Annotated in this window: 22 protein-coding genes and 1 tRNA gene; 9 read left to right on the forward strand and 14 right to left on the reverse strand. The window is 42.9% G+C overall.

Going from position 1 to position 21,447, the window contains the following annotated elements; genetic code table 11:
• Positions 1-108: 108 nt before the first annotated feature.
• From DIU38_RS02510 to DIU38_RS02530, 5 genes are all read right to left on the reverse strand, one after another.
• Positions 109-885, reverse strand: coding sequence for an SDR family NAD(P)-dependent oxidoreductase (locus DIU38_RS02510; protein WP_244311251.1), 777 nt, complete (start codon positions 883-885; stop codon positions 109-111).
• Positions 886-1,077: 192 nt separating this feature from the next.
• A complete protein-coding gene (locus tag DIU38_RS02515; protein WP_112653811.1) occupies positions 1,078-1,920 on the reverse strand; it encodes an AraC family transcriptional regulator in 843 nt (280 codons plus the stop codon).
• A gap of 14 nt (positions 1,921-1,934) precedes the next feature.
• Positions 1,935-2,423, reverse strand: coding sequence for a Rossmann-fold NAD(P)-binding domain-containing protein (locus DIU38_RS33360; RefSeq protein WP_208809213.1), 489 nt, complete (start codon positions 2,421-2,423; stop codon positions 1,935-1,937).
• Between the two features lie 267 nt (positions 2,424-2,690).
• On the reverse strand, positions 2,691-2,825 hold the full coding sequence (locus tag DIU38_RS34340; RefSeq protein WP_262714344.1) for a hypothetical protein: 135 nt from the start codon (positions 2,823-2,825) through the stop codon (positions 2,691-2,693).
• 612 nt (positions 2,826-3,437) lie between these two features.
• A complete protein-coding gene (locus DIU38_RS02530) occupies positions 3,438-4,775 on the reverse strand; it encodes a two-component regulator propeller domain-containing protein (RefSeq protein WP_149354010.1) in 1,338 nt (445 codons plus the stop codon).
• A gap of 226 nt (positions 4,776-5,001) precedes the next feature.
• On the opposite strand from DIU38_RS02530, the gene DIU38_RS02535 reads away from it, so the two are divergent.
• Complete coding sequence (locus DIU38_RS02535; protein WP_112653808.1) at positions 5,002-5,223, forward strand: DUF6965 family protein; 222 nt, start codon at positions 5,002-5,004, stop codon at positions 5,221-5,223.
• Positions 5,224-5,232: 9 nt separating this feature from the next.
• Here the strand turns inward: DIU38_RS02535 and DIU38_RS02540 are convergent, their stop codons facing one another.
• The gene (locus DIU38_RS02540; protein WP_112653807.1) at positions 5,233-7,338 is read right to left on the reverse strand and encodes an AAA family ATPase; all 2,106 of its coding nucleotides are present in this window, start codon (positions 7,336-7,338) and stop codon (positions 5,233-5,235) included.
• Between the two features lie 313 nt (positions 7,339-7,651).
• On the opposite strand from DIU38_RS02540, the gene DIU38_RS02545 reads away from it, so the two are divergent.
• Positions 7,652-7,724 (forward strand) — tRNA-Gly (locus DIU38_RS02545).
• Positions 7,725-8,061: 337 nt separating this feature from the next.
• On the opposite strand, the gene DIU38_RS02550 is transcribed toward DIU38_RS02545, so the two are convergent.
• From DIU38_RS02550 to DIU38_RS02560, 3 genes are all read right to left on the reverse strand, one after another.
• Positions 8,062-8,304, reverse strand: coding sequence for a hypothetical protein (locus DIU38_RS02550; protein WP_112653806.1), 243 nt, complete (start codon positions 8,302-8,304; stop codon positions 8,062-8,064).
• Between the two features lie 45 nt (positions 8,305-8,349).
• Positions 8,350-8,736, reverse strand: a complete 387-nt coding sequence (locus DIU38_RS02555; RefSeq protein ID WP_112653805.1) for a VOC family protein — start codon at positions 8,734-8,736, stop codon at positions 8,350-8,352.
• A gap of 208 nt (positions 8,737-8,944) precedes the next feature.
• Positions 8,945-9,316, reverse strand: a complete 372-nt coding sequence (locus DIU38_RS02560) for a hypothetical protein (protein ID WP_112653804.1) — start codon at positions 9,314-9,316, stop codon at positions 8,945-8,947.
• 118 nt (positions 9,317-9,434) lie between these two features.
• Here DIU38_RS02560 and DIU38_RS02565 point away from each other — a divergent pair, with 118 nt between their 5' ends.
• The 3 genes from DIU38_RS02565 to DIU38_RS02575 all read left to right on the forward strand — a co-directional run bounded on the left by DIU38_RS02565 (position 9,435) and on the right by DIU38_RS02575 (position 15,158).
• Positions 9,435-10,082, forward strand: coding sequence for an RNA polymerase sigma factor (locus DIU38_RS02565; protein ID WP_112653803.1), 648 nt, complete (start codon positions 9,435-9,437; stop codon positions 10,080-10,082).
• A gap of 212 nt (positions 10,083-10,294) precedes the next feature.
• Positions 10,295-11,371, forward strand: a complete 1,077-nt coding sequence (locus tag DIU38_RS02570; protein ID WP_208057614.1) for a YncE family protein — start codon at positions 10,295-10,297, stop codon at positions 11,369-11,371.
• A 148-nt stretch (positions 11,372-11,519) separates the two neighbouring features.
• On the forward strand, positions 11,520-15,158 hold the full coding sequence (locus tag DIU38_RS02575; RefSeq protein ID WP_112653801.1) for a family 78 glycoside hydrolase catalytic domain: 3,639 nt from the start codon (positions 11,520-11,522) through the stop codon (positions 15,156-15,158).
• Positions 15,159-15,246: 88 nt separating this feature from the next.
• Here the strand turns inward: DIU38_RS02575 and DIU38_RS02580 are convergent, their stop codons facing one another.
• Positions 15,247-15,657: a cupin domain-containing protein gene (locus DIU38_RS02580; protein ID WP_112653800.1), complete on the reverse strand. Its 411-nt coding sequence runs from the start codon at positions 15,655-15,657 to the stop codon at positions 15,247-15,249.
• Positions 15,647-15,883, reverse strand: coding sequence for a hypothetical protein (locus DIU38_RS02585; RefSeq protein WP_112653799.1), 237 nt, complete (start codon positions 15,881-15,883; stop codon positions 15,647-15,649). Before DIU38_RS02585 ends, DIU38_RS02580 begins: the two co-directional genes overlap by 11 nt.
• Before the next feature lie 360 nt (positions 15,884-16,243).
• On the opposite strand from DIU38_RS02585, the gene DIU38_RS02590 reads away from it, so the two are divergent.
• From DIU38_RS02590 to DIU38_RS02600, 3 genes are read left to right on the forward strand one after another with little or no spacing between them, the layout of a single operon-like run.
• Entirely contained in the window at positions 16,244-16,687 is a 444-nt protein-coding gene (locus DIU38_RS02590) for an Hsp20/alpha crystallin family protein (RefSeq protein ID WP_112653798.1), read from the forward strand.
• A 52-nt stretch (positions 16,688-16,739) separates the two neighbouring features.
• A complete protein-coding gene (locus DIU38_RS02595; RefSeq protein ID WP_146750414.1) occupies positions 16,740-17,060 on the forward strand; it encodes a hypothetical protein in 321 nt (106 codons plus the stop codon).
• The gene (locus DIU38_RS02600; RefSeq protein WP_146750413.1) at positions 17,038-17,241 is read left to right on the forward strand and encodes a hypothetical protein; all 204 of its coding nucleotides are present in this window, start codon (positions 17,038-17,040) and stop codon (positions 17,239-17,241) included. Before DIU38_RS02595 ends, DIU38_RS02600 begins: the two co-directional genes overlap by 23 nt.
• A gap of 108 nt (positions 17,242-17,349) precedes the next feature.
• On the opposite strand, the gene DIU38_RS02605 is transcribed toward DIU38_RS02600, so the two are convergent.
• From DIU38_RS02605 to queD, 3 genes are all read right to left on the reverse strand, one after another.
• Positions 17,350-18,039: an OmpW/AlkL family protein gene (locus tag DIU38_RS02605; protein ID WP_112653795.1), complete on the reverse strand. Its 690-nt coding sequence runs from the start codon at positions 18,037-18,039 to the stop codon at positions 17,350-17,352.
• 286 nt (positions 18,040-18,325) lie between these two features.
• Positions 18,326-19,360, reverse strand: coding sequence for an alcohol dehydrogenase AdhP (adhP, locus tag DIU38_RS02610; RefSeq protein ID WP_112653794.1), 1,035 nt, complete (start codon positions 19,358-19,360; stop codon positions 18,326-18,328).
• Between the two features lie 156 nt (positions 19,361-19,516).
• The gene (gene queD, locus DIU38_RS02615) at positions 19,517-19,873 is read right to left on the reverse strand and encodes a 6-carboxytetrahydropterin synthase QueD (RefSeq protein WP_112653793.1); all 357 of its coding nucleotides are present in this window, start codon (positions 19,871-19,873) and stop codon (positions 19,517-19,519) included.
• A 358-nt stretch (positions 19,874-20,231) separates the two neighbouring features.
• Here queD and DIU38_RS02620 point away from each other — a divergent pair, with 358 nt between their 5' ends.
• Positions 20,232-21,299 carry a universal stress protein gene (locus DIU38_RS02620; protein WP_149354011.1) on the forward strand — a complete coding sequence of 356 codons (1,068 nt, stop codon included), beginning with the start codon at positions 20,232-20,234 and terminating at the stop codon, positions 21,297-21,299.
• Positions 21,300-21,447: the final 148 nt, after the last annotated feature.

The following is a 21,447-nucleotide window of genomic DNA, read 5'->3' on the forward strand; positions in this document are numbered from 1 at the left end:
GTAGTTAACTGCAATACTCCGGCCTTATTTTTATGCTTGTTTTTTTTTCGGATCAGTAAAAGGTGCCCTTTCCTAAGCCCGTTTAATCGAGCCTGTCTACCCTGTAATTTAATGCAGCAGTTGTGCCCCGGTTACGTCGATGGTAACGCCTGTAATCTGGCCAGCCAGATCCGATGCCAGAAAAACCGCGGTATTGGCAATATCGGCCATTAAGGGTAGTTTTTTGAGCATGGTGTCAGCTTCCATTTTTTTAAGGATAGGGTCCATAACATCGGGCATGGTGTCAATTGCGGTTTTAAACACGCGCGAATCGGGCGAGCCTCCCGATCGGATATTAACCACGCGGATGCCGTAAGCACCCAATTCGGATGCCAGTGTGCGCGAAAAACTTTCAACACCGCTGCAAGCAGGGCCAAAGCCACCTGTGTGAGGATAGCCTATACCTCCTGGCGTAGCTGTAAGCGATAAAATTACCCCCGATTTTTGTTTCATCATCATCTTGCCAGCTGCAATGGCTGTCATGAAGCGGGTTTGCATCGTAAGCGTAATCGGCTTTACAAAATCTTCGGCCGATATTTCGGTAAGCGGTACGTTCTGCACCACATCAACTCCAACAGCGTTAAATGAGATATCAATGGTCCCTGCGCTGCTTACCACTTGCTGTAAATGCCGATCAATTGCTTTTTCGTCAAATGCATCTACAATTGCTATTTCAGCCAGGCCCCCTGAAGCAATAATTTCATCGGATATCTTTTTAATTGACCTGGGGTTAGGCCCGGTTAAAAATACGCGCGCGCCGGCGCCGGCCAGTGCCTTTGCAACTGCACCGCCTAATGAACCGCCCGCACCGTAAATTACCGCGTTTTTATTTTGAAGTGTCATCATTGGTTAGTTTTAATAAAGGTAGTCCCAAAAATGCCAGGCTGCATGACAAACATAATTGTAAATGTTGTTTATGAGAAGGAGCAAAGATGACAAATGAAGGGCGTGTTTAGGACAGGTGTTAAATTCATACACTTCCTACAATTAATTCAACCTGATAACTCTTTGCTTTATATCCTAAAATCCGGCTTAAACTCAACCTTTAATTTGCCCTCCGATAAACCGGGTACGTTTAGTTTTTGAAGCAGTTGGATTATACCCAAACTGCTTTTTAAAAGCATATGAAAAATGCGATAGGTTTTCGAAGCCTAATTCAAAGTACACCTCAGATGGTTTGCGGTTTTGTTCAACTATTTGGTAGTGGGCAGTTTCGAGGCGCTTTTTGGTGAGCCATTTCTCGGGGGTGTTGCCGAAGGCCTTTTTGAAATCACGTTTAAAAGTAGTTATGCTTCTACCGGTAAGGTAACCGAATTTTGCCGCTGTAAGATTAAACATATAGTTCTTCTCCATAAAGTCGGCAAGGTCAATTTTGCCGGGACCTTCAAAATGTCCCAGTAAGTTGTCAACCGATTTATCGATAGCGCGAAGTACTGCAATAGCCTCTGTTATTTTGATATTTGCTATCTCTTCAAGTAAATCATCAACTACTTCAAAATAAGGCATTAAAGATCCAAACAGGCTTTGCAGCAGCGGATGCTGATTGAAGTATTTAACATCCGGAGGGGCCGGAGCAACCTGAACCTGGGGAAGTGCCGCGTAATACCGTTGTAATGCTTCTTGCGGAAAACAAATGGATATTGATTTAAAAGGCTCTCCGTTTAAAGGTGCCTTGTTCATTCTGCCCAACTGGTTTCGCGGCAGTAATACGATATCTCCCGTATGAAAAACAAATTGCTGGTTGGCCGAAGCGATCCTCATTTCACCCGAAAGCACACATACCAATGCGTGCCACGGAAGGATCATTTCCCGACTGTAATGCTTTTCCCGCTTACACGATACAAATATCATTGACCTGCTGGCCGCTCCCGGTTGTTCCATCAGTGTAAAAATAATTATTTAATTATTCCTAATTGAATCAGGCTTTGTGCAGTTGCAACAATTGCTTCTTCTGCAGATCGTGGCGTCCAGCCAAGCATACGCTGAGCTTTTTCGCTGGTGGCGTTCATGTTTTGGTCGAGCATTGGGACAATAGTTTTAGCGGTCGGGTTCCAAAGCGCAGTTAAACGCACCAACCAGTTAGGCACATTTTGGGCTTTAACTTTTTCCGCATAATTACCCATACGGCGCTTCAGTATTTTAGCTATGTCAATCATCCATAAGCTTTCACCCGAAATAGCCAAAAAACGTTGACCTTTTGCTGCCGGGTTGGTCATGGCGCGTAAATGCAGATCAGCTACATCGCGTACGTCTACCAGGCCGGTATTGATCCGCGGAGTGCCTTTTAGCTTGCCGAACAACATGCTTTGCACCAGCTGAATGGAGTGCGAATAGTCAGTACCTAAAACCGGACCTGCAACTGCAACCGGGTTTACTGTAGCCATTTCCAAATCGTTGCCTTCAGTTTCAATGAACTTCCATGCCGCCTGCTCCGACAGTGTTTTTGATTTTTGATAGGCCGGTACGCGATCATCTATCGGTGTCCAATCGGTTTCATTAAATGGTGTACTGCGGGTTTGTGACCAAAACCAATCGCGCCGAAAGCTGAAGTAAGTACAACCCGCTTAACGCTGGCATCTCTGGCTGCTTTTAGCACCCGTAGCACACCTTTACGGCGGGTATAATCATCTCATCTTCATGCTTATAGCCTTTTATGGGGTAGGAGAGGCTACGTGCAAAACATAGGTGCAACCAGCCACAGCTTCTTCCCAGCCCGCGTCAGCAGCCAGATCAGCAGCTATAAATGATAGTCGGTCGCCTGCCTCAACGCCGCCGGTTCTGAGCATGTCCGCACTTCGGCTTCGCGGTTTAATGAACGTAGTGTTGTTTTTACCTTATAACCCGCTTCTATGAGCTGCAGGATACAATGCACCGCGATAAAGCCTGAACCCCTGTTACCAGTACCTGGATATTGCCATTTGAATTTGTTGTTGTCATTGCATTAGAATTTATAATGCAAAATTGCTGCAAATAGCTGTTGGCAGATTTGTTTAAAAGACCGAAGATACTTTGTTTAAAAGATCAATTTATCAGTCCAAAAGCAGAATGAACAAAGCCTAAACTATGACCCAATCCATTCGCCTACTCCGTTCTTAGACTTTTTATGGGTTCATTAACGCGGCTTTTATAGCCTGAAAACTAATGGTTAGTAGCATTATTAGAATGCCCCCTGTTCCGGCAGGCATAAACATACCCGGTTCTACAGTAATTCGATAAACGGCAAATGAGGAGAAAGGCTTAAGCTGTTAATATAACCCTAAGCCCCGGTCTTTTTCCTGATCCTTAACAAGCCATTAGCAGTAGTGGCGTAAATAACGCTTTTGAATCCTGAACTATCTGGTAAATAGTAAAACCTGGCAGCGGCGAATTGTTGTTGTGGTAATTTTCCCAACCATTATTCAGGTCAAACCTGGCAATACCCGACTCATCTGTACCCAGCCACAAAACATGCTCAAACTTATCATACAACATGGTATTAACATGATTAGCAGGCATGCCGAGTTTTTATCATTATAATGCAGCCAGTTACCATTAAACTTTAGCACGGCTACACCTTCTTTATCACTATCATTTTCACCAGTTTGTTTATTACAATCAACCAGTGAGAAGTAAACATTTCCTTTTTCATCCTCCACCGCGCCCGAAATACTGGCATTTTTCAGTGGAGTGTTAAGGCTATTAAATGAGGTGATAACGCTTTTATCAATCATGATGGTGCCTTTTGACGTACCTATCCAAAGCCGTTTTTGACTATCTACATAAGCAAAAAGTACATTGCTTGAGGGCATTTCAGGCATCGATTTTTTGTTTATCACTACTACTTTATCTTTCCTTTTTACAACAAGACCATTTTGAGTGGTGAAAAGCAATTCGCCATTGCGGCTGTTCAGCACCTGGTTAACTCCGCCTGCCAAAAACTGCTTAAAATCAAATAACTGCCAGCCACCGCTGCCGTACATAAATATTTTATTATCGTAATAAACCCATTTATTATTATCCCTGTCGATGGTCACTTCCTTTATGTTAGCATCTGACGGGAATGGCGAATTATATTCATTAACCGGGATAAACGTTGTTCCCTCAAAGCGGGTCATCCCTTTTTCCGTAGCATACCATAACAGATCCGACTGATCCATAGCGGCTGATTTGCCGATGTTATCAACGAGGGGCGAGTTATATTTTGTCCATACCGTAAAGTCGTAGTTTTTTAATGATGGATTGGCGTAAGTTACAGTCTTATTGTAAATGATCGGATCACCTGGCGGCTTCATTTCGCTTAGGTCCAGCCTTTGTACCTGACCATAAACGCCGCCGCTTATAAAACGAAAGATCACATTTACAGATGAGGCTACCGGTTTGCCGTCTATTTTGGCAGGTTTCCAGATACAGCCGTTCAGATAGGTAATCAACTCGTTGGTAAGGGCACTTTTAGAAGCATCGTTATGGCTAAGCACGCAGCTGAAACCCCGCTCATCCACTAAAACCTGGAACGTTATGGAACCGGTAGCTTCTTTTAGCAGGTATCGGTTATTGATCCTCGCAGAAACAAAATCAATGGCAAGCTGATCGCAGCTGGCCTTGGGATCGCCGCAGTCCATGCAATAATTGGTGATATTGCACATCTCAACCTTTTGCAAAAAAAGATTTTGTGCAAACAGGGCCGATGGTAAAATAAAGATAAACAGGCAGATAAATAAAACTCTGCGGATTTTAGTTGGGGATAACAATGCCAGCATTACGCTTATAAATAAAAGAAAGCAAACCCGAAACTCCAAGCGAATGATAGTTAAATAATGTTAAACAAAGATACAAATCCTAAATGAGGATAATATGAAGCAGTTTGTTTTTAGCGTGTTTATTACAAACGTTTAAAATAGATGATCTACACGTTTAAAAACTATGAAAGTAAAGTGACGGCCTGGGTTTTTTAAAAAATCTTTTAAAATCTTTTACTTTTGCACCATGAGCTACGAAGAATTGAGTGAATACTTTAGTAATGTTACGTTACCCCAGGAATTAAGGCTTGACCGCGCTACAACTCAGCTCCATGTTGCCGATTTTGTTAAGCAATTATTGAAAAACATGAAAAACTATCCTGATAATTGGCGTCACCAATACCAGTTAATGAGGATCAAGAATGCCCTCGAAAATCCATATAACGGCCCGGAAATTCCGAGGTTTTAAATACCCAGCTTAAGAAAACAGGTCATTTTCGCCTAAATAACTCCTGATCATTTTTAAAATGGGTTTGCCTAAGTCTGTTGCTTTTGCATCACCGAAACTTTTTAACTGTGAAAGCTGGTTTAATGACCTTGGTAGCTTAGCAGTGATATCGCGCAGCATATTTTCAGACACCAGCGTATGTTCGGGGATTTTACGTTCGAGACTGGTTTCTTTACGCCAATTGAGTAATTGTTTGTATAATTCGGGATTAACAATTTCCTTCTCTTTTGGCAGTGCTTTAGGGTTCCAATTTTTATATACGGGCTTGTAACTTATCCCTGCTTCCTGCACCGACGATAAAACATCCCTGCCCGATGTGGCAATGGGCAGACGTACAAATGCTGCCGTTTTTGCTTTCAGATTAACTAATAAATGATTTAAACTGTCGTAAAACTCGGCAGGAGGGTTGGTGTTGTTTATAGCGGTATAAAAGCTGTTAATAGCTTCCGAGAAAGCGTTTAATTTAGGTAGAAAATAGTTGGCAGCGTTTTTTAACCTGCTTATAAATGGTGTATTGTTCCAGACAAGTTGGTCATCAGGTAAAGTGCCCAGTTCCTTCCTGATAAAACGGTCGCCGATAGTTTTAATTTCAGTTTCCCAGCTGTGATCGGTTTTGCTGATATGTTCGGATAAGAGGCTATTTTTAATCGCGCCGTTTAGCATGATGGTTTTAAGCTGTCTCCATGCACCGGTGAGCATCGAAAAATCAAAGACATCTTTCATCTCTTCCAGAGCTATTTGCCGGATGGTGTTTTCAAGCAATTGCTCATCAGGCACGGAGATGGCTGCATTTTGCATAAAGCTGATGATCTCCGGATCGGTACGGATATTTTCGGGACGTACAGGCGATTTCAGGATCATACCTTCAAGCGAGCGACAACGGCTTAGCGCAACATAAGCTTGCCCGAAAGCAAAGGCGGCGTCGACATCAATAACCGCTTTTTCAAATGTAAGTCCCTGGCTTTTGTGTATGGTGATGGCCCAGGCCAGCCTAAGCGGGTATTGGCTAAACGAACCGTTATTTTGTTCATTTACTTTCTGCTCATTTTCGGCCAATGCATATTTTACGTTTTGCCAGGTTTCTGGGATCACTTCAAACTCGGTGCCGTCGTCAAGGAAACTAAGGCGAATATTACCCGGTCCCATTGCAACGATGCGCCCCGTGCGGCCGTTATAATATTGCTTTTTACCAGAGCTGTCATTTTTAATGAACATTACTTGTGCCCCAACTTTCAAAACAAGCTCATCTTCGGCGGGGTAGGCATCTTTGGGGAAATCGCCGGTTACGGTGGCTTTAAAAGTGTGGGCTTCACCATCAAGCTCCATTAAACGCTGCTGGTTAATTTCGTTAACAAGTTGGTTATGGGTAGATAGGGTTACATAATCTTTAAGCCAGTTGGCATTCAGATTAGGGTTATAATGTGCGTTAAGCTTGTCCAGCATTTCGTTGTTGGCGTAGCCATTGCGAATACTGTTCAGGATCTCCACAAATACCGGATCTTTTTGGCGGTAAACCTGTGTAAGTTCAAATGTTAACACCGGAAATTTTTGGAATGCAAGGCTATCAAAAAAATAAGGCCCTTTGTAAAAGTTTCTGAGTACCGGCCAGTCTTTTTCATAAACAGGGGGGAGCTGAAACAAGTCGCCGATCATCAATAACTGTACACCGCCGAAGGGGCGTGCTGATCCTTTAACCTGGCGTAATACGGTATCAATGTAATCAAGGGTATCGGCCCGCACCATACTGATCTCATCAATAATAAGCAGGTCGAGGCATTTTAATATGTTTGATTTTTCGAGGCTTACCTGCCTGAGCAAGGTGCTGTGATTGTTATAATCGGTTACAGGCACCTGCGGCCCGAAAGGCACCTGGAAAAAGGAGTGAATGGTTACGCCGCCGGCGTTAATAGCTGCTACTGCGGTAGGGGCTACAACCGCCAGATTTTTGGTAACGTTTGCCCTGATCCAGCGGAGAAAAGTGGTTTTACCGGTGCCTGCCTTACCTGTTAAAAATATCGGCCGGTTAGTATTTTCAATAAATTTAAGGACGAGTTCATGAAAAGGCTCCAACACCATACACTTGTTATATTATCGATTCCCGGATCGGGAAATTATCTTCAAATTTAATAATTAGGTGCGATAGTGCTGGAAACTGTTTGTCAACATATCAGAAAACGACTTTAAATAAAACACACCCAAACGGATAAATTAATTACCTTCTTTGCCGTTTTTTAAGCGCCTGTTTCTTACACGGACATCAATTACAAACTATAACAGGTCTGGCGCCTGGTGTAAACAATTGATTAAAAGTGTGTTAAATTTAACGTGCGAAATTTCAAAAAATATTTTGCCAGCACCTGGTGGAAGTTATATATTTGCGGCCACCAATGCGAAAGTAGCTCAGTTGGTAGAGCACGACCTTGCCAAGGTCGGGGTCGCGAGTTCGAATCTCGTCTTTCGCTCTTAAGCCTTTCCTGTTCAGGGAGAGGCTTTTTTTATACCTCTATATCATCTATTCAACCACCCGATGAAGGAATAATTGGAGATCAGGCAGAAATTTGAAATGCTTAAATTAACCCAAAGCAATAGCTGCGTTTTTACTGCTTCCAATTGGGTTGAGATCATTTTAGTAAAAGCCTATCTGTAACAATATCAATACAATGAAGATAGATAGTGAGGGTTGGCCGAGGCAATGTCATGACAGGGTTAATTCTTCCCCGGTTCGGGAAAGTTTGTATACGCTAATTGAGCTTATGGGCGGGTGTAAAAGCTGTTTGCCTGTAAAATCGCCTCAATATTTCAGGAAAAAGTTTTGCGGTAACTGTACCAGCGGATAACTTTTAATAGCTCATCTTCTGAAATAATATTATTGCCTGTGGGCTGGAAAACCAGTTCTTTATCCAGTATTGTGGCCCGCAATGGTTGGGACGAACCCGTACTGGTTTGCGTTTCCGGTTCGAAAACGCAGACGCTACTGCCTGAACCGGGAATTAAGATAACGTCGACCCCATCTACGGAGTTCAGTAAATAATTTTGATCCATGCTATACCTTTTGCAAAAAGTATACCTGTTTAGTAACTATTTCTATCAACGGGGATGACCGAAAAATAAAATATAACCATCAGCGTCTGCCAATTCAAAGCCGCGCAAGCCATCAGGAGTATTTTGTAGCGGTACAGTGAAGCTAACACCGCGCGATATAAACTCTGCGGCCAGCGTATCCGGGTCAGGTACACTAACATACGCGTCCCACCGGGCATCCGGGGCTTGCTTGTAGTTCGGAAGCGGATCCCCGCTTACAGATTTCAGGAAGATCATTGCCCCATCCCGCTGTACAATAGCAAAAAACGGATCGTGATCCGGCTCCTGGAAAACGGTATCAAAACCGAGTTTCTCCCGATAAAAGGATATTGCCGTTGTGACATTGCCTACAATGAAGAATGGAGCAATGCCGGCTATATGTGGCTGATTCATAAGTTGATTTTATAAAACTACAGATATAAATATATGAAGCAGGTACTGGATTGGCAATATGTGAAATATGTTTCTCTTTACTGAATAATGTGAATATATAAATAAGTCTGTCGGATATAAGTCTTATCCGACAGATTTGCATCATAATGTCCTTTATGGCCCATTATAAATAATTGTACAAGACTACAATTGTATGGTGCTAATGATATTAATTTTTGACTATAGTAGATAGTCTTGCTAATGTGAAGGCGCCGATGGCCATTACAATATCACGCACAGCCACATCTAAATAATTGCCGCTTGCCAATAAACTAAGTGCGATTAATACTAACCAGGCACTAACAAGATAAGCTCCTTTTTGGGGATTAAAAAGCACTAATATTCCGGCCACAATTTCAATTATACCAACAATCATCATAAATGCATGTTCGCCAAAAGGAAGCATGGCTTTAATTGTTGGATTGAGATAATGTGACCAATCAGTCAATAGGTTGGTGAATTTGTCGGCTCCCGCTACAACAGGCACTAAACCATAAGTAAACTTTAAAAGAGTTTGAGTGTTTTTAGTTTGATCTTCCATGATTATTTTGAATTAATATCCATTAGAGATTGCCTTTTAACAAAGGGTTACAAAGTTTAATTAGAGGTAATCTGTAACCCTTTAGCTTTACAGTGCTCTATTATATAAATCAGATTTTATGAACCCACCTGCCGATCATATAACAGATACTTTCAGTGACGAGGAGATTGTAAAACGAGTAGTTAATGGCGAAAAGCATTTGTACGAAAAACTAATGCGCAAATTCAACGAAAGATTGTATAGGATCAGCATGTCCATCATTAACGACGATAAGGAGGCTGAAGACATTATGCAAACGGCCTACCTGAACGCCTATCGCCAGTTGTCTAATTTTAAACATCAATCAAGTTTTAGCACCTGGCTAATCCGGATCCTGATTAACGAGAGCCTGTTGCACAAAAAGAGGAAAGCTCAATTAGAAAAAACACTTACCGAACATATTCGCATTGATCACCAAGCTGAAACACCTTTAGATAATCTTATGAACAAAGAATTAAAAGCTATTTTAGAAAAGGCGGTATTAACGCTCCCCGAAAAATACAGGTTGGTATTTGTAATGAGGGAGATACAGGGAATGACCACTAATGAAACAATGGAAGCGCTGGAAATAGGGGAGTCTAATGTTAAAATAAGATTGAACCGGGCTAAAGAAATGTTACGCACCGAGTTAAATAGTTATTGGCAGCCCGGAGAACTTCTGGAATTTAACCTTACTCGTTGTGATGTGATCGTTAATTATGTGATGCATAAAATCAATGCAGGTTGATAATAATGTTATCAGAAATTTGGGTTTTACTATAGTTAATCTATTAAAAACAAACCGCGATGGGTAACAATCTGGTCTTCGTCGATTTGTTTGCCAATGGCGGAGATAGCAAAGCCGGGATCAGTATATTTGTTTTAAGGAGAGATCACTCTTAATGATCGGCTTCGTTACTTTTAAACGACTTATAAACCGCCCTTCAATTAGTAAACCGCATGAATAAGACAGCATTCGCCCCCAATTTTAAAGCGATGAGATTTGACATGGTCAAATTACTCGTCGTGAGCATATTATGGATCCCGGTGGTTTTTATTTCAAACAATTGCTCGGCGCAGGCCACGCCCTCGCGGGTTTTGCTTGCACTTTCAAAAAGCGATCATAATTTGGCGATCATCAACCCGCTGACTTTAAAGGTTATTGCACGCGTGCCCGTGGGTTCCGATCCCCATGAAGTTATTGCCTCTGCGGATGGAAAGACAGCTTATGTTTCCATCTATGGAGGTGGAAGCCTGCACGAGCTTAGCGTAATTGATCTTGTAGCACAAAAAGCCCTGCCTGCCATTGATACTAAACCATTGATGGGGCCACATGGGTTAACATTTGCAGGAGGAAAGGTTTGGTTCTCGGCCGAGGGCGCTAAAGCTGTTGGCCGTTACGACCCGGCTATCGGTAAATATGACTGGGCTATGGGAACAGGCCAGGATAGAACGCACATGATCTATGTAACCGATGATGGGAAAAAGGTGTTCACCACAAATGTATCCTCAGCAACGGTAAGCATTTTGGAGGATAGTTTGCTGAAGCCAATGGGGCCTCCGGGCGGTTTTGCACCTCCGCCACGTCATGACTGGGTACAGACCGTTATCCCGGTAGCTAAAGGTTCTGAGGGTTTTGATGTATCACCCAATGGGCGCGAATTATGGACTGCAGGTGCTGAGGATGGCAATATTTCAATCATCGATATCGCCGCCAAAAAGGTAACTGCCACAATTGATGCAAAGGTAACGGGTGCCAACCGACTTAAGTTCACGCCGGATGGTAAACGTATTCTGGTTACGAGCCTCCGCACTGGTGACCTGTTTATTTTTGATGCAGTATCGCACCAGGAGTTGAAACGTATAAATACAGGGCATGGCGCGGCCGGCATCCTGGTTGATGATGACGGATCACGTGCATTCATAGGCTGCACCGGCGATAATTATGTGGCAGTGATCGACCTCAATAAATTAGAAGTGGCCGGGCATATTGATATTCGCGGGGCTGATGGTTTGGCCTGGGCGGTGAGGCGTTGATGCCGTGATAATTTATTAGCTTTAGGCTTCGTATTCTGCTTTTAGTCGTATAAAAAAGTATTTGCAATCAAAGGGGTAAGTAAGGGACAGTTAAGTATCATTTTATTAGCATATTGCTTTACCAATTATTTTTACTGTAAACCCAATTATGACAAAAAATCCTGCCCCGATAGTTAAACTGGCTATCCTGATTTTATTACTGTTATTTTCATTTATACAAATTAACCTTTACGGTGCTGTAAAAGGGACCCGGATAGTTAACCTGCAGGTGGAATATACTGACCATCCTATTGGGATTGATGTTAAACTGCCCCGGTTTAGCTGGCAAATGCTGGCCCCTGAAGGATCGAGAGGCTATAACCAGGTTGCTTATCAGATTATCGTAAAAGATACACAGGGAAAAGTGGTATGGAATAGCACCAGAATAAAAAGCGGAACAGCCTTAGCTGTGGTTTACGCAGGCTCGCCGCTTAAAGCCGCAACCCGCTATAGCTGGACGGTAACTGTTTGGGATCAGGCAGGCGGTGTTTCTTCCTCGGGCTCCTGGTTTGAAACGGGGCTCATGGACACGGGAATGTCGGCATGGGATGGCGCGCAATGGATAGGGGGAGGAGATAATGACCTGGTGCTTTATGCACATTACCTGCCGCTGTATAACCTGAAATATAAAGTGGCTATCGCTCCGGGGAGCTCCAGGGCAAGCCTGATTTTTGCCGCTAATGACCCACGGCTGATGGACAGTAACAGGAATATTTTTCAGCTTGCCAATAAAAAGAACCAATCTTATTTTAAAGTAGAGGTGGATATTTCAGGGCTGGATCAGGGAGGCAATGCACGGATCAACGTATACAGAGCAGGGTATTCGGAAAAAGATACATTGGATAAAGTATTTAAAAGCTTCCCAATAAAAACCGACCTGATTGGCAACGGTAATAAGAACAAACAACACTCCATATTGATCAATAATGAGCTTGGTACACTTACATTCACTGTTGATGATAATAAAACATTTTTAGCCGATAAGAAAGATGCAACTGCTATAGCCCAGCCTGTGCCTGCAAACCGCGACGCCGTGATAACACTTAATCCGCTTGGCCGCCGTGATGTAATCTCTTTTGGAATGCTTGGAGAGATAGGTTTTTCTGTAGATAAAGGTCAGAAAGCCGAATTTTCTGAGCTGACGGTCTCCAATTTCAGGTCGCCGCGCAACAATTTATTCAGCGAAAAGCCCGAAGAACATAATTACAAAGGGATTTTTAAAGAAGCTGTTATTACTCCTTCATCCGGTTTAGTTATAAAAGATGGGAAATATGAGGTAGACGGCGGAAGTGCGGGCGCATTTATCCTTGCCGATCCCAGTCATAACGCTATGCCTATGCTGCGCTCGGTTTTTAATGCTGATAAAGGTATTTCGCAGGCAAGGCTTTATGTAACGGCAAGGGGGATTTATGAAATCTATCTTAACGGTAAACGGGTGGGTAACGATTATTACAACCCCGGCCTTACACAATATAACAAAACTCATCTTTATCAAACCTACGATGTAACCGGTATGGTAAGTAAAGGGAAAAACGCTATTGGTGCTATGCTCGGCGAAGGCTGGTGGAGCGGTTTGTTGAGCTACGGCTCGGTCTGGAACCATTTTGGCGACAGGCAATCCTTGTTAGCCAAGCTGGTTATTACTTATACTGATGGTTCGCAGGAGGTGATCAAAACCAATAACAAAAACTGGAAATATTTTAACGATGGTCCTGTTGTTTACAGCAGCCTGGATATGGGCGAGGTTGACGATGCCACAAAGGAAGTTGCAGTTAAAGACTGGAACACGGTAGCTTATGATGATCATAACTGGCAAAAGGCGCAGGAAGTATCTCTAAAAGGAACAACATATACGGGGGATGACGTTGACTATTTCGGGAAAAAGATCCCGCTGGATTTTGATCATATTTCGATGATCGGGCAGATCGGAACATCGGCAGGAATTTATAAAACCCTTACTGCAAAAGGAGTGAGGGAAGTTAGAAAAGGTGTTTATGTATATGACATGGGACAGAATTTTGTAGGTGTGCCCAAGATCAGCATCAAAAATGGTATCGCCGGAAAAAAACTGACCTTGCGTTATGCCGAAATCCTGTATCCCAACCTGAAGGAGTCTGGTAAAAATGTAGGTATGATTATGACCGAAAATTACCGCGCAGCGCTGAGTCAGGATCTTTATATCATGAAGGATGGCGATCAGGTGATCCAACCGCATTTTACATCGCATGGTTATCAATATATCGAAATTACCGGCATTGACAAGCCGCTGCCGTTAGAGAATGTACAGGGCCTGGTTATAAGTTCCGTAAAAAAACTCACTGCCAATTATACTACCTCTAATCCAAAGGTGAACAAACTATGGTCCAACCTAACGTGGTCAAACATCGATAACTTCCTTACTATACCAACCGATTGCCCGCAAAGGAATGAGCGGATGGGCTGGTCGGGCGATATCAGTATTTTTTCGCGCACAGCAACATATGTATCCAATGCCGATCAGTTTCTGCGCAGGCACATGCTGGCCATGCGCGATTTGCAAACTGAGCAAGGGCGATTCACCGATATAGCACCAGTTGGCGGCGGCTTTGGTGGTGTGATCTGGGGGAGTGCAGGCATTACTGTAGCGTGGGAAACTTACCAGCAATATAATGATGTATCATTACTTGCCGAACATTATGATGCCATGTGCAGGTACATGGATTACATCGACTCAACTATTGATCCTAAAACCGGCTTCAGTACGGATGGTGTGCTGGGCGACTGGCTTGGGCCACAATATATGCAGCTTGGCGCTGCTTTCCCGGTTACGGCCTATCATGTTTATGATTTGGGCATTATGACAAAGGTGGCCGCTATTTTAGGAAAGAAAGATGATGCTGAGAAATTCAGGAAAAAATATGAACAGCGAAAAGCCTTCTTCAACAAAACATTTGTTAACGCCGATAAAAAGGCGGTAGGCCTCATTGGTGGTGGGATGTTTGGCGAGCCCGGCAAAAAAGAGTTTAAAGTTTCGGATACACAAACCGCCTATGCAACAGGTTTGGCCCTTGGTGTATTCAGCGACGAAAATGTCAGTTATATGGCAAAGAACCTTGAGGCTGCGGTTGAACGTGAGAATAAAGATGATCAGGGGATCGTCCGTCCGGCTTATTCCCTCATGACCGGGTTTGTAGGCACAGGGGGTATCAGTAAGGCGCTTTCAGATCATGGGCACTCGGGCCTTGCTTATAAAATGTTGCAGAACGAGCATTACCCGTCATGGCTGTATGCTATTGACCAGGGCGCTACAACTATCTGGGAAAGGCTGAACGGATATACTGTAGAAAACGGCTTTGGCGGTAATAACAGCATGAACTCTTTTAACCACTATTCATTTGGTGCTGTTGGTCAATGGATGATTGCTTATTCCATCGGAATCCAGCGTGATGAACCTGGTTTTAAGAAATTTATTTTGCAGCCTGAGCCCGACCCCACCGGGGAGATGACCTGGGCTAAAGGATCTTATGATTCGCTTTATGGGCGCATAAACAGTAGCTGGTCCGTAAGCGGTAAAACATTGACCTATGACGCAACTGTTCCGGCGAATACCACAGCTACATTGTTTCTTCCGGCAAGTACTGTTAAAGGGATAACAGAAGGTGGTAAGCCTGTGGCAGGGGCAAAGGGTATCAGCTTTATCAGGTTTGAAGGAAACAAAGCAATTTATCGCTTGATGCCGGGAGCTTACCGGTTTACATCAAGCTTATAAAGCTATGCCCGAAGCAATTTTGGAAGTATTGATCGCAATGATTATTGATCAGGTTGGGGATCGATACTTCCAAAATCTATAATGAACCTTACTTGATCAGTGTAACAAGTGGTTTATCTTTTTCAACAATATAGGTGGCAAGCTCACTCGCTTTGGTGGTTCCTACATTTTTCACCGAATGCACGGTTCCGTAAGGGATAAATAAAACGTCGCCGGCTTTAAGCGTCACCGGTTGTTGGCCTGCTACTTGGTATTCCAGTAACCCATCAAGTACATAAATAATTTCTTCGCCGAAATGTGTATGCTGCGGGAATGACATTCCTTTTTCAACATCTACGCGTACCTGTACCATTTCACGGCCGGGAATACTAAGGTCATGTCGCTGTAACTCTGTGCGGCCTGCTACGGTTTGCTGTGCCAGGACAGATGATGGAAGTGTAAGTACTGCAAGAGCTGCGATAATAATGGCGGTAGCCAGTTTGTTCTTATTAGTTGTCATAGCTTTTGGTTTTAATTTTTAGTAAAACTACAGCCTCAACCCATCCTTTAGCAATTGCCATATCAATGAACCGGACTAAATCATCGTTCAGGCAGACATTCGCTGTCCCGAAATAGCCGTTTCTTGAACTCGGATTTGTTTTGCAAACCAGCTTAATGTACTGGCGCGTTTTTAACAATGTTTCAACCAGGATAGTTAATATTTTGGGGAATCGATGCTGTTTCATAAAAGATCAGTGCGAAAGCAGGCATGCTGCGTAATGTTTAAACCAAAATAAAATAGCTATTGTTTTAAGTCCAAAGAACGAAGAGAATTTTAATTTACCGCAATTCTACCAATGCTTTTTTAGCTTGAACAAAGCGGCACACGTCGTAAAAATATCAACCATTATTGCTTTGCTTTAATACGAATGTTAAAAAGCAATGGCATATTGAATATTTGTCAGGTCGAACTGAAAAAAAAGCATTTTTTGTGAAATTTTTTCATTGATCTCAAGTATTTATTCCACTGGCATTAGCTTTGAATTGAATGAACCGGTTTAATTAATATAAGTTTTAATCATTAATTTATTTAAGGAGGAAGACCTATGACATTGGTTAAATTTAATGCCGACAAAAAGAATAACAGTTCGTTATTACCGTCATTTAATGATGTTTTTGAATCAATCTTAAACGATTCTTTTTTCAATGACCGCTTGGTAGCGCGCGTTCCCGCAGCTAACATCAGCGAAACCGAGGATCATTATCATGTTGAACTGGCTGCGCCCGGCCTAAAAAAGGAAGATTTCAAAATTAACCTTGACCGCAATGTGCTGCACATTTCGGTAGAACGTCAAAATGAAAGTAGCGACGCTCAAAAAAATTACAGCAAACGGGAGTATAGTTACAGTTCATTTGTGCGTTCGTTTACGTTGCCCGACAGCGCCAATGCCGAAAATATTGAGGCGTCTTATACAGACGGCGTCCTGAAGATCGATATTGCAAAACGCGAAGAAGCTAAGGCTATACGCAGGCAAATTGAAATTAAATAAGTGGGATAGTTTTTTAAATGAGGCTCCTGTTAAAGCAGGAGCCTCTTAATTTATGGCTATGGAACTCGGGTTTTATATTTTGCTGAGCGTTAGAACACCGGTAGGATTTGATAGGTATGGACAGTATTTTTTGGGTAATGACCGAAATTTCGCCGACCTGCTTTTTGACAGCTTTAAGGGTAGGGAACCTTTGGGCTCCGATTTACTTCATATCGACCTGGTGGAAACAACGGATGAAATCCCGGTAAAAATCAAGTCGATATCCTGTACACTCGAGGAGTTAACCTGTAATATCAAATTGATTGTCCGGGGTATCTTCCGGCAGAAAAACCTCACAGAATTTAACGGATATGGACAGGCAACAATGGAGTGAAATGCTCATCGGCGTGCTCACGATACTGGTGTTATTGACAGAATTGTTTTTATGGTTAACCAGCCCTGGTCACCGCTTGCCCGAAATGAATCAGAAATTATTGCTCACCGGCGCCTTGCTTTGGATATCGGGCATTCTTTTTCGTATAAACAAAACAGACAGCGATGACTGGGCGATATAATATTGAAACGCTTGTTCTGCTCTTAACTTTGTGAAATCGTATTTTTTTCCTGATTGCGTGCAGTCTTCGTATACCAGGTTTCCACGGGGCATTTTTGCAGTAAGTGGATTAAAAACGGTAGCCCATACCTACGCCGATGATCCAGGGCCTGATCTTTACATCTGCCGGTATGTTTTTCAAAACCGGCGCAAGTTCGGGTTTGCCCGCAGGCGTTAAATTGGATGCATCAACCTTTACATCGGTAGAGAGAAATATTTTCTTCAGATCAATATTCAAGAATACTTTTTTACTGATATCGAAATCAGCACCCAACTGAGTTGCAAAAGCAAAACTGTTGTTGTAATTAATGCCGCCTACGGTTGGACCTTTATCGGCATTGTAAAAAATAGTGTAGTTAAGCCCCGCGCCGATATAGGGTTTAAAAAGGGTACCTGTGGGCAAATGATATTGCAAAGTAAGCGTAGGCGGAAGCAACCATACTTTACCCAGATCAACATCGGCCGAAGAGCCGGCACCAATAGCACTCAGGTTGGAGCCTTTTGTTTTTACCTGGTGCTTTGTTGTCGCCAGGATTAATTCTGCAGAAAAGTTTTTGGAAAAAAAGTAGGTAAAATCGAGCTCGGGAACAACAGTATTGGAAATGTTTATGTCTCCGCCGATGACGCCTATCGTTGCGCTTTCCTGGGGGATAACCCCAATTGCCCTGAGGCGGATATCCCATTCATTTTTTTGCTGAGCGAAAGCGGTTATCCCGCTTAATAAAAATAAGATCAAAGTAGTAAAGAAAATCTTTTTCATAATGATTTGTATTAAATTATGGGTCAAATGTATCCCGCAGGTGATAGACTTTGCCTGACAGGAAACAGTTGTTCTCATGATACTTATCATTTTGCGTTTACCCGGGTTATTACTGGATAGCAACCCGGAAGCGAGCATAATGCTGACGCTGCCCGCAATAAAAAAGATCCGCCCAGGGAGCGGATCTTTTTAAAGTAATTTAGTTTGGGGAAACGCTTAGGCACGGCATACAGCATCACTGAACACTTTTAGCCGGCCTGTAGTAAAAGTTTTTGTTATTTGCAGATTAGGGTTTAGCTATCTCAAGTACAATCCGACCGTCTACCTTACCATTTTTCAGGTCGGCCAAAACTGTATTGATATCCTCTAACTTCGCGGTATGTATGGTGGCTTTAACTTTTCCTTCCACGGCGAACTCGATAGCTTCCTGCAGGTCTTTACGAGTGCCTACAATTGATCCCCTGATGGTATAGCGGTTCAGCACGGTTTCAAATATGGGGAGGTCGAAACTACCGGGCGGTAATCCATTCAGCGCGATAGTCCCTTTTCTTCTTAACGCGGATATACCTTGTTTAAACGCGATGGGTGATACAGCGGTAACCAACACGCCATGCATACCCCCTGTTTCTTTTTGTAAAAACGCGCCGGGGTCGGTAGTTTTGGCATTAACGGTCAGCTCGGCGCCAAGGTTTTTAGCTAATTCCAGTTTTGTATTGTCTACATCAATAGCCGCAACATGCATGCCCATGGCTTTGGCATATTGTACAGCTAAATGCCCAAGGCCACCTATGCCGGAAATAGCTACCCATTCGCCGGGTTTGGTTTCCGTTTCTTTAAGGCCTTTGTAAACGGTAACACCCGCGCAAATGATCGGTGCCATCGCGGTACAATCCGACCCTGCCGGGAAATGCCCAACATAACGGGAATCAGCCACTACATATTCTGCATAACCGCCGTCAACGCTATAGCCGCCATTTCGCTGGTCGTTACATAAGGTTTCCCAACCGGTAATACAAAACTCGCAGCATCCGCAGGCGCTGTACAGCCAGGGTACACCTACAATATCACCTTCCTTCAGGCCTTTAACATCAGGACCAAGCGCTACTACATAACCAATAGCCTCATGGCCGGGAATAAGCGGCATTTTGGGTTTAACCGGCCAGTCGCCGTCTGCCGCGTGCAGATCGGTATGGCAAACACCACTGGCTATTACTTTAACCAGTATTTCATGTTGGCCCGGCTCGCGAACCGGCATTTCTTCTATTTGCAAAGGCCGGCCAAATTCGTGCACTACGGCGGCTTTCATTTTTTTAGGTATCATATTTTCAATGGCTTATGACTAATGATTTTTTTATTAATACAAAGCTTGCGGAATTTAGTGGCTTAAATAGTGATCAAAATCACCTGCTGTTGTGATATGGCACATACAACCTGGGGGGAGATTGCATGAAAATACAAGATGGGAAAGATAACTACGCTATTTTCCTTCATAAATGACCCCGGATGTCGGCGTTTCTTTCAATTCAATTTTTTTAAGCCCATCCAATTTGCCGTTTATGCTTTTCCAGATCCATACGGCCAGGTTTTCGGCCGTGGGGTTTTCCAAACCAGGGACTTCATTCAGAATGGTATGGTCCAACTGGTCAACTATGGGTTTAACCGCGTTTTTGATCAGGGCGAAGTCAAGCACCCATCCTTCGGGGCTTGTTACCTCGCCTTCAAAATAAACTGTTAAATGGTAGGTATGGCCATGCATGTTCCTGCATTTGTGGTGCGGCGGAACGTTGGGTAAAAAATGTGCAGAATCAAAAGTGAAGCTTTTGTAAATGATCATATAATACGCTTTTTGCGGTTTTTAGTTTGCGGGCAAAAGAAGCGCGGAAAGTATTTTAATAAAATGATCTGTATTTCTTTATTCGTTGATTGAAATCACTCGCGCATTGGTTAAAATATCTCTGGGTTATATTTACTATACCGGCAGTAATGATTTTTCGTGGTACTCGCCCGTGTCCACAAGTTCAAAATTTGGTACAAGTTTTTCACGCTGGTAAATAGTTTTTTCCTTATTAGTTTTTTGGGGTAGATGTTGTTTTATAGATGTTGACAATCAGATTGATAAATGACAATCGTCACTATTTTAACACCCGGTACGCTCCAATTTTGCATTATCAATAACGATATTATGAAAATATATGAAAGCGGTAATAGACCTGTTGTTTTTAGAACACCCTGCAAAAAATGATGATAATACAGCGGCTATTGTCGACGGGCAGTTAAATATAGCTACATATAAGCTTAATAGCCTGGTTGAAAGCCAGCTCTATAATAGCGAACCACAACATAAAAAATATCAGCCATATCAATTAATCAATCCTTTAAACATGAAAACAATCTTAGTACCCACCGATTTTTCGGCACCTGCAAAAAACGCGGCGAACTATGCTATAAACCTTGCGCAAAATATCAAAGCAGGTTTAATATTATGTCATGCCATCAAAATACCTTCTGAAACGCCCATGGCAGCGCAAGTAGCTTGGCCTTTAGAGGATTATACGTCGCTCAAAGCAGATGCAGATAAGGAATTGGAGCAACTTTCTGTAACCTTACAACAGGAAAGCCCTTACGCTAAAGCGGGGTCAGGCCATAATGTTATTACTACGTACTGCGACGTAGGCGAGGTAGTTGATGTAGTAACAGGCAAAATAGATGAAGAAAAAAGCGTAATGGTTGTTATGGGCATGTCGGGAGCAGGAGCTATGAGCAGATTTTTTTTAGGCAGCAACACACAGGATATGATCAGCGATGCCGCCTTCCCGGTTTTACTCATCCCATCGCAAGCAAAATATCACCCTGTAACCAAAATAGCTTTCGCTACCGATTTGAACAGCAGCGATATAGAAATGATCCATTCGGTGGCAAGCCTGGCACGCTATTTTAATGCAGAGCTATTGATAGCCCATGTAACCGACGAGAAGTACGAAACAGGAGATGAAAAACAGCAGGTTGAAGCTTTTTTAAATGAAGTTACCTGTAAAGCCAACTATCCTAAAATTTATTACAGGCACATTAAAGGTACGGGTATAATGCGCGGGCTCGATTGGCTTAGCGAGCACGGAGTGATTGATATGCTGGTGATGGTACACCGTAAAGTTAACCCGCTTGAGCGCCTGTTCGGCATCAGTTACACTAAAAAACTTTCGCATCATATTGAAATACCTCTGCTGGTGTTACCGGAAGGGCTTCCGCCGTTGCATTTCTAAAACAGGAGATGGGAGGGAGCGCATAAGATCACATAGCAACGCGTGTTACTCTTTGTTTTTAGCTGTGAAAAATGATACTCATCACTTTTCCATCCAACAGCCATCATTTTTCAAGTGGTGGATTACAGCCATTTTTGATCTTATAAAT

It is taken from the genome of Mucilaginibacter metallidurans (assembly GCF_003286435.2).
Lineage (GTDB): Bacteria > Bacteroidota > Bacteroidia > Sphingobacteriales > Sphingobacteriaceae > Mucilaginibacter > Mucilaginibacter gossypii.